Annotated in this window: 9 protein-coding genes and 1 pseudogene; 7 read left to right on the top strand and 3 right to left on the bottom strand. The window is 47.7% G+C overall.

Going from position 1 to position 8,928, the window contains the following annotated elements; all coding sequences use genetic code 11:
• The 4 genes and pseudogenes from VM802_RS29375 to VM802_RS29360 form a co-directional block, all read left to right on the top strand.
• Positions 1-194 (top strand): ester cyclase (locus VM802_RS29375; protein ID WP_325537549.1); only part of this gene is annotated, 194 nt, incomplete at its 5' end.
• A gap of 28 nt (positions 195-222) precedes the next feature.
• Positions 223-1,977, top strand: a complete 1,755-nt coding sequence (locus tag VM802_RS29370; protein ID WP_325537547.1) for a carbamoyltransferase family protein — start codon at positions 223-225, stop codon at positions 1,975-1,977.
• Positions 1,978-1,983: 6 nt separating this feature from the next.
• Positions 1,984-2,271 (top strand): DUF5952 family protein, encoded by a 288-nt coding sequence (locus VM802_RS29365; protein WP_325537545.1) that lies wholly within the window; start codon positions 1,984-1,986, stop codon positions 2,269-2,271.
• Between the two features lie 12 nt (positions 2,272-2,283).
• Positions 2,284-2,862 (top strand): annotated as a pseudogene (locus tag VM802_RS29360) (4'-phosphopantetheinyl transferase family protein); the annotation flags it as partial.
• 180 nt (positions 2,863-3,042) lie between these two features.
• Here the strand turns inward: VM802_RS29360 and VM802_RS29355 are convergent.
• Both VM802_RS29355 and VM802_RS29350 read right to left on the bottom strand, forming a co-directional pair.
• Positions 3,043-3,807 carry a metallophosphoesterase family protein gene (locus VM802_RS29355; protein WP_325537543.1) on the bottom strand — a complete coding sequence of 255 codons (765 nt, stop codon included), beginning with the start codon at positions 3,805-3,807 and terminating at the stop codon, positions 3,043-3,045.
• A 16-nt stretch (positions 3,808-3,823) separates the two neighbouring features.
• Positions 3,824-4,501 carry a TetR/AcrR family transcriptional regulator gene (locus tag VM802_RS29350; RefSeq protein ID WP_325537541.1) on the bottom strand — a complete coding sequence of 226 codons (678 nt, stop codon included), beginning with the start codon at positions 4,499-4,501 and terminating at the stop codon, positions 3,824-3,826.
• 197 nt (positions 4,502-4,698) lie between these two features.
• Here VM802_RS29350 and VM802_RS29345 point away from each other — a divergent pair, with 197 nt between their 5' ends.
• From VM802_RS29345 to VM802_RS29335, 3 genes are all read left to right on the top strand, one after another.
• Positions 4,699-4,992, top strand: a complete 294-nt coding sequence (locus VM802_RS29345) for a hypothetical protein (protein ID WP_325537539.1) — start codon at positions 4,699-4,701, stop codon at positions 4,990-4,992.
• Between the two features lie 85 nt (positions 4,993-5,077).
• Positions 5,078-6,913, top strand: coding sequence for an NAD(P)/FAD-dependent oxidoreductase (locus VM802_RS29340; RefSeq protein ID WP_325537537.1), 1,836 nt, complete (start codon positions 5,078-5,080; stop codon positions 6,911-6,913).
• 68 nt (positions 6,914-6,981) lie between these two features.
• Positions 6,982-8,376: a cation:proton antiporter domain-containing protein gene (locus tag VM802_RS29335; protein ID WP_325537535.1), complete on the top strand. Its 1,395-nt coding sequence runs from the start codon at positions 6,982-6,984 to the stop codon at positions 8,374-8,376.
• Between the two features lie 64 nt (positions 8,377-8,440).
• Here the strand turns inward: VM802_RS29335 and VM802_RS29330 are convergent.
• Positions 8,441-8,928, bottom strand: a 488-nt coding sequence (locus VM802_RS29330) for a ferritin (RefSeq protein ID WP_325537533.1), incomplete at its 5' end; no start/stop codon positions are given.

Here is an 8,928-nt window from a genome sequence, read left to right as displayed (position 1 = left end):
TTGTGATCAGGTACAAAATGGTGGGAACGCACCGCGCACCTTTCCTGGGTGTGCCCGCCACCGGCGTGCGCATCAACGTGGACGGCGCCGCCGTGTACAAGATCGTTGATGACCGTCTGACAGAATCATGGGACTATATGGATCTGCTGACACTTTACCGGCAGCTGAATATACCGCTATTTAAAACGCATTAATATCACCTCATAAAAAAACAAAATACCCATGAAGAGAAATTATATCGGTCTGTCCAATACCTTTCACGACAGTGCTCTCGCCGTAGTGAACGAAGACGGAAAAGTTGTGTTCGCCGAAGCCACTGAGCGTTATTTACAGAACAAAAGAGCTATCAATTGCATTCCTGATTTTTTTCAGCGTGCATCAGAGATCGTGGATCAATATTGTGATAAAGATGCGGAACTGGTACTTGCCCAGACCTGGAGCGACAACGCAGAAGAGGCCATGATACGTGGTCTGGCAGACATCACAGAACAAGAGAGCAAGCTCTCGTCAAATGGCAGGGGCGTGCCGGTGTTTATACGCAGCAACCTTGCGGCGCTGAAGTTTTTTTACGTGTCGCAGCTGACTGCCATCAAACAAACCACTAACACCCTGATGTATGAACTGCATCAGAAAGAGGATGATACAGCCTTTCAACGCGTAAGCTCCCGGAAATACAATCATCACCTCACACATGCCGCTGCTGCCTGCTATACCAGCCCGTTTTCTGAAGGCGTGTGCGCGGTGATTGATGCGATTGGCGAAAATTCGTCTACACACTGCTATTATTTTAAGGACGGCGTGCTGTCAGAAATAGAAGGAGTGGACAGCCAGAGTGCAGGCAGCCTGGGTGCATTTTACATGTACATCTGTAACGCCTGCGGATTTGGTCAGCTCACCGGGGAAGAATGGAAGGTGATGGGGCTTGCTTCATATGGTAAGCTGAATCGCAGGCTGGCAGATACTTTCCGGGATTCCATAAAAGTGAACGGCTTGTCAATTGAATATGCGCCGATGCCGGAGTTTATGGACTTCTTCCAGGATCTTTATAAAGTAAAAAGAAAGAAAGGCGAACCGGTGATCAATGCCGCAGATATTGCCTATACCGGGCAGCTGGTATTTACAGAGATCTATTACACATTCCTTCGTAATCTGCAACAGCTGGGTCTTTCCAAAAACCTGATCATTGGAGGAGGCTGCGCACTTAACTCTTCAGCTAACGGCAAAGTAGTGGAAGAAACAGGTTTTGAAAAACTACACATCTACAGTGCCCCGGCCGACGACGGCAATGCTATAGGCGCCGCTTTCCTGGCATATTATGAAGATAACAGGGATAAGAAATATGTGCCGGAAGTACATTCGCCTTACCTCGGTTCCCAGATGTGTGATGATAAGCTGGAGAAGCTGTTTAAATATGGTCCGGTGAAACAGGAGCGCCTGTCTTACGAGGAAATATATAAGCGTACCGCTGAGCAGATTGCCAGGGGTAAAATTGTTGGCTGGGTGCAGGGCGCTGCAGAATTTGGCCCGCGCGCACTTGGCAACCGCTCCATCCTCGCAGATCCCCGCGATCCGGATATGAAAGATAAGATCAACGCACACGTGAAATTCAGGGAAGAGTTCCGCCCGCTGGCGCCCTCCATCCTGCATGAATACGGACACGAATACTTTGAAAACTATCAGGAGGCGCCTTACATGGAACGCACCCTTTCTTTCAGGGACGGTGTTAAGCACCTGGTGCCCAGCGTAGTGCATCGTGATGGTACCGGCAGGCTGCAAACGGTAAAGAAAGAATGGAACGATAAGTATTATGAACTGATCAGCGCCTTTCACCAGCTTACCGGCGTACCGGTACTGCTGAATACCAGCTTCAACGTGATGGGCAAGCCCATCATCCATACGGTGGAAGATGCATTGTCTGTGTTCTACACCTCCGGGCTGGATGTGCTCGTGCTGAATGACTATTACATCGAAAAATGATCTTTTATGGAAAAGTATGCATTGAGAATTGACTGTGACGTGCTGAATGAAATGGGGTTGACGGTAAGTCGCACGCTGACAATGGTTACAGATTTTGAACCGATAACAGGAGATGCGTATACGTTTCTGATAGGAACGCCTCCGCATCCGATCACCATACAGATCCGGGATATTGTTACCATGCAACAAAGGCATGGTAACACCGGATTGGAGATCTATTGCCTGGGAGAGGAGATCGATGATTCCCCTTTGGTGAAGGCTATATTCGGATGGCAGACCTTCAGTATTGATTAAACCGCAACAGGTATGGTGCAAAAAGAGTTTTGTGAGCGGATTTTACTACAGCGGCCCGGTAGTACCCACCAGGCGGCTATCTGTATTTGCTGTGCGCCGGCAATACATCAGCCATACTTTCCCGGTGCTATCCTGCATAGTGACGAGTTATTAGGCTGGAATAGCCTGCACTATGACCGGAAGCAAAAGGAATTTCTGCTGGGAAGATATGCGGCAAAACGTGCGGGGGCTAATTTGTTGGGCCGCGATCGTCTTGCGGATATTGTGATCAGGAACGGTGTGTTCAGTCAGCCGCTGATAGGCAGCCCGGCCGGGAATAATGTCCAGGTCAGTCTATCGCACAGCGGCGACTGGGGAGCTGCTATTGTATTTCCCGAAGCGCATCCGATGAGTATTGATATAGAAGAAATCTCCGGGAGAAGCGGCGAGGTCCTGAAAGATAAACTGACCGCTATAGAGCAGCAGTTACTGGATGAGCATTTTATGGGTAATAAGTCAACGGGTTATACGTGGATCTGGACGGTGAAGGAAGCGCTGTCGAAGGTGCTGAAAACAGGGCTTACTACGCCGTTGCATGTGTTGGAGATCAGCAGTGTAACCCGTAAGGACGGTGATTTGATTGCCCAGTTCTCTAACTTTCCGCAGTATAAGGCGCTGACGGTGACCGCGTCCTATTTCGTGTATACGTTGGTGTTGCCCCGCCGCACAGACGGTTATATCAACGGGCGTACGCTTGCCGCGGTCATTTCCGGCTGGACTGGCCGCGGATTATCAGTTTTCGTATATGCATTGCAGTTTCTTCGCAGTGATCCGGGTCTCGTTGGGATAGCCGAAGGCGTTATTGATGTACTCGATGTTGTCGATGGTCTGCTGCATATTCACATGGCTGTGGCCGTAGATATGCATCAGTGGATTGACGCGGCGGATCTGCTTCTCTAATCCATAGGAGCCGAGAAACGGATAGATGAACCGTTTGCTCTGTGGGATGTAATCCGGCATCAGGTCAATGCGGGGCATGAAGTGAGAAAATGTGATGCGGGGAATGCCTGGCCGCAACTGCGACAGGGCCCGCTCATTAAGCGAAAGGAAGTAGCTGGTGACAGCTGCCACCGTGGAGAAGCCCTGCCACTTACATGCATAGAAATCCTGCCAGCTCTCTACCGCTTCCGTAGTAGGTTGTCCGAAAGAATAATCATACCAGCCGAGCAACGGAACAATTGTAATGTTGTGGAGGTGCAGTGTGGAGGTGTGTATACCATAGGCAGCCGCCAGCCGGGAGATGTGATCGAATTTTTCGAGCGATGAGGAATGTTTGCTACCTGTAACCCATAAGTCGTGATTACCAGGTACATAGATCACTTCCCTGAATGTTTTCTTCAGCATGTTGAATGCGGTTTCCAGGAGGGTAATGTGGTGGGAGATGTCGCCGCCCAGTATCAGCGTGTCCTCCTGGTAGTCATATCTGGAAAGCCCTTGCAGCCATTGTAGATTTTCGTCATAATCAATGTGTAGATCCGATAGTGCCTGAATTTTCATAGTGTTGCTGTTTCGCTTATCCCCTTTTCTTCTTTGGCGCGGTGAGCCCATTCTTCAGCAGCAAGGCGAATCCGGTTGCGGCTTTCAGAATTTCATCTTCCGGTAAAGACAGTACGGGCTTTTTCTTTTTAATATTTTTTCGGAAGTCTATCCGGTAGATCAGGGAGAGATAGTCGTACAGTGCGTGCTGCACCTGTAGCACATGTACTGCCATCAGTTCCGGGCTGATGTCGTCACGTATCTGTCCTTGTCTGATCTTTTCCTTTAGAATACGTATCAATGGGTTCATCATCTTCATCGTAACGTATTCCTGTATATTGCCAAGTTCGTCGCTGTTTTTTTCATGGGCAACATTGTAAAGAAATCCGCTGAGGACCGGGTATTCCAGGTCAAATTTAATTTTTGCTTTGAAATTTTCGATCAATAAATCAAAAAAATCCTTCACAGGCTCCTGGAGGAGATCCTTTTCTTTCTCCAGCCTGAATTCTATCGCATAGTTCATCAGGTAGCGGTACAAAATCTCTTTGTTCCGGAAGTACCTGTAAAAGCTGCCTTTGGCCAGCCCGAGTTTTTGTACAATGGTGGACAGGGACGCGCTTTCGTATTCTTTGAGTGCAAATTCTTCAACCGCTGTGTTGATGATGGCCTGTTGGCGTTTTACGGGTAAATTCAGGAATGTTTGTTCTGCGAACATGTGTATTTGGGTTTTAGACAGTTATTACAATTCTTATTGTGAGACAATTTTACAAAAGAAAATGACTTTATAGTCTTTTTGGTAAATTTTTTTTAATGCGGGTCAATGTAAATTGTAGTATATTGCGACCGTGTGGTAGCGACTACATAGTCTCTTATTTCTGATTCATCTGATAATTAATAAAGCATAATAATTTTATGAAGAATTTTTTCAGCAGAAATGAATTGAAATTTGCCAGAGGCGCAACCATCATACTTTTTATCGCCCTGATAAGAACACTGGCAGAGTACTTTAAACTGGAACACGAGCTAAAAGGCGCACTAACACTGGAACAGGTAAAACCGTTGGTAATAGGTTCCCTCGTTGCCGCAGGCTATTGCCTGATAATGGTTGTTTTTTCATTCTACAGGAAGCACATCGTGATGATCATAGTTTTTGTAATAGCTATGATATCGTTGATGATCGTAAAAAATGTATATCACATACAGTGATTTCTTTCCGGAGCTGATACAGCGTACACGAATCCTTGGCCAATCTGGTTATTCAAACCCTTCATAACTTCAATCTGTTACGACGATGATTTCTCACAATCCAATTGAAACAGCTCAATCTGTTATCCCTTCCCCCGTTCCCAACGTTGATTATGCCGACATCCTTTTATTTGGCGGAGGGATTATAGGACTTAGCTGTGCGCTGCAATTTGCCAAGCGTGGCCTGCAGGTATTACTGATCGACGACATGGCCGGCAAGAACAAAAGCTATAAAGTAGGAGAGTCGCTGCTGATCTGCAGTGCCACATTTCTCCGAACGGTGTCAGACGTGGATGAGTACATCACGGAGCGCTGTGTACCCAAACATGGCGTATGGTTCACCTATGGCATGGAGCATGCTGCCAGCTTCGACAACAAAAGCGAATGGGCCCGGCATGTGGAAGCGCCGGCACGTTTTGAAGCGGCCTTTGACAATGCTAAAATATTCCGGACACAGATGCGCGATGCGCAAATCGTGCGACCTGAGATTGAAGCACTCATTGCGGACAGTGCGAAGAAGCATCCGCATATTATTTTCAACGACGGTGGCCGCGTAAAAGAAGTACATTTTAAAGATGGAGATACGCCACATGAAGTGGTCTGGCAATCGTCCGAAAACGATAGTTTGCATACGGTAAAATGTAGATGGGTGGTAGATTGTAGTGGTCGTAACCGTTTTCTTGCAAAGAAAATGGGGCATAAGTTAGAGGACAAAATATTCAACGACACATTCAGAACAACAGCCGTATGGGGCCAGTTCTCTGAGATCACACCCGACAAATTCGGTAAGGTATGGAATTATAAGTTTGACGATGGGACAGAAGTCCGCCGCCAGGATTGCACGATGCACCTGTGGGGTGTAGGCTACTGGATATGGGTGATCCTGCTTAATGATAACCGCATCAGCGTGGGCGCTACCTACAGTAATGATTTCACGCCTCCCGGCAAGAACTACCGCGAGAAATTCTGGGACATCATCCGCCGTTATCCCATCTTCGATGATATGCTCAGGGAAAGCAATATGCTGGAGTTCAGCTCCTTTAAGCATGTACAGCACATTACGGATACCTTTATCAGTCCTGCGCGCTATGCTATGGTAGGAGATGCTGCCGCTATCATTGATGCCTACTATAGTCAGGGCATTTCACATAATATGGTTTCCTCCTGGCATATCACCAATATTGTGGAGAAAGACCTGAAGGAAAAGAAACTCGACAGGGCATATATCGAGCGTGTAAACACCAACATGGTGCAGGACTGGGTCATTGTACGTAATATGGTGAAGGAGAAGTTCACACCGGCGATTGCAGATTCCCTGTTCTTCCTGATGACACATATGCTCGATGTGATCATTTTTATCCGTATAGGTACGCCGCGCCTCTGGCTGGGCCGTTGGCTGGTGGAAACGGAATGTGGCGGATTGCCGCAGGAAAACATTCACCGTAAGCTCAAGCGGAAGCTGGAGAAGCGTTTCTTCTTCAGCCGTTCCTTCCCTTTAATTTCACCTGTTGCCTTACAAAGATTACAAGGGCATCTGCAGGCGAGGATAGGAGCCCGTGCCCGCTGGCGATTGAAGAATAACGTACATGTGCCCGACATCTGCTCTATAGCACGGTTTACAGCAGGAGGACTACCGTTAAAGAAGCTCTTCCGCAAAAGGCATGAGAAGTTTGTGGATGCGTCTCCCGGAGAATTCAACAATGAGCCGGCCTGGATGAGATTTACCGGTAAGGAGATTTTCTCTTTTCCGCTGTTCCTCGCCGTTACGTTTAATGTTATTATTCTCACGATACTCTATACATATGATGTTTGCTTCACCCGTTATCATAAGATCAGAAGGGCTTTCCGGAGAGTACCGGCACAGCAGGTTTCACCTGAGTGAGTATAGCAGTTTGTAGTTTATCGCAGTAACCATTATTAACGGGCTGTTGGCCCCCAACCCTCATCTTTATGCGTAAACAGTTGCTTTTTTATTTATCGACGCTGCTGACTTTCGTGATACTTGTCTCCTGGGTGATTACCCATGGAGACAGTTTTTTTACATCAGGGGCGGATTCATCAGCAGTGAGGCATGAGCCGGTACAGTGGAATATGGGTAGTTATTTTCTGGGTAGTCCGGTAAAGCTGCTGATCTTCCAGGTGATCGTCATTCTGCTGGTCACCCGCGTGTTTGGCCAGCTGGCGCAGCGGCTGAAACAGCCCGCTGTTGTGGGGGAGATGTTTGCAGGCATTTTTATGGGACCTTCTTTGTTAGGAAAGGTATTACCTACTGCTGCGGCTGTGTTATTTCCGGCGGCATCGTTGGGGAATCTTGAGGTGCTCAGCCAGTTTGGCCTGATCTTCTTTATGTTCACGGTGGGCATGGAATCACAGGAACATCATGGGGAGCGGAATATTGGGCCGGCAGTCATCATCAGTCATGCGGGTATTATCATTCCCTTTATACTTGGTATCATTACGTCGTTCATGATCTACGAGCATTACAGAACGCCGCAGGCGGGGTTTCATATCTTCGCGATATTTACCGGTATAGCTATGAGCATCACGGCCTTTCCGGTGCTGGCCAGGATATTACAGGAGCGTAATCTTACCACTACGCCACTTGGGCTGCTGATCATCACCTGTGCGGCTATTGATGATTTCACGGCCTGGTGTCTGTTATCAATAGGCGTGGCGATGCAGCGTTCTGCGGGTTCTTTTTTGGCAGTATACACGATTGCGGGCGCGTTACTCTTTACGCTGCTGATGCTGCGTGTGATGAAGCCGGCATTGAAGTTATTGTTTGACCGCCTTGCTGCTACGCCGTTTGCCAACGGGAAAAGAACAGCCATATCATTTTTACTGTTGCTGGGAGCGGCCTATGTCACGGAGACAATCGGGATACACCTGCTGTTTGGCGCATTCCTGGCGGGGTCTATTATACCTGACAGTGCAGGGTTTAAGAGCGTATTATCGGAGAAGATTAATGATGTAGGTAAGTTACTGCTATTGCCTATCTTTTTTATATTAACCGGTTTACGCACAGAGGTAACGATGCTGAATGAGCCATACATATGGGGTAGTCTGGCAGTGCTTTTGCTGGCGGCTGTATCGGGGAAGCTGGCCGGATGTACGCTGGCTGCACGGATGGCGGATCTTTCCTGGAAAGACTCGCTGATGATCGGTACCCTAATGAATACACGTGGCCTGATGGAACTGGTTGTGTTGAATATAGGCTATACGCTGGGCATTTTTTCTGTGCGCATGTTTACGATGATGGTGCTGGTAGCTATTCTTACCACGGTGATGACTGGACCTTTACTGGATCTGATCGGCCAGAAAAAATACCACCGGGCGGCCACCTGAATTGTAACCCCTGATACCGGCCTGCGTGGATGTAATCCCGCTGATTGGTATCAGGGATATATGATTACTCCTGGTCCATCGTCATCACATCTCTGTCGAAAAGATACAAGCCGCTTCTGTCGTCTCCGATCATTTCCAGTTTGTCGTTACATTCCCTTGCCAGCCTTTCTTCTTCCATCTGTTCCAGTACATACCACTGGAGAAAATTATGTGTGGCGTAATCTTTTTCTCCCAGGGCAATTTCAACAAGGTTATTGATACTCTCGCTTACTTTAATTTCGTGTTTGAGCAATTGTTCAAAAGCGCTCTTCAGTGAGACAAACGTCATTACAGGTTGTTCGAGTGCAGGCACTACTGCAAATCCACCTCTTTCATTCACATAACGGATTAACTTCAGCATATGCATCCGCTCTTCATCGCTGTGGCGGAAGAAGAATTTTGTCACGCCTTTCAGTCCGGGTTGAATTTCCGCCCAGCTGCCCATTGCCAGGTAAGCCTGTGAAGATTGTGCTTCCATGAGAATCTGTTTGTTCAGGGCGTTTTGCATTTTCT

This window comes from Chitinophaga sp., from assembly GCF_035538455.1.
Classification (GTDB): domain Bacteria; phylum Bacteroidota; class Bacteroidia; order Chitinophagales; family Chitinophagaceae; genus Chitinophaga.
This window is presented reverse-complemented; position numbering and strand designations above follow the sequence as displayed.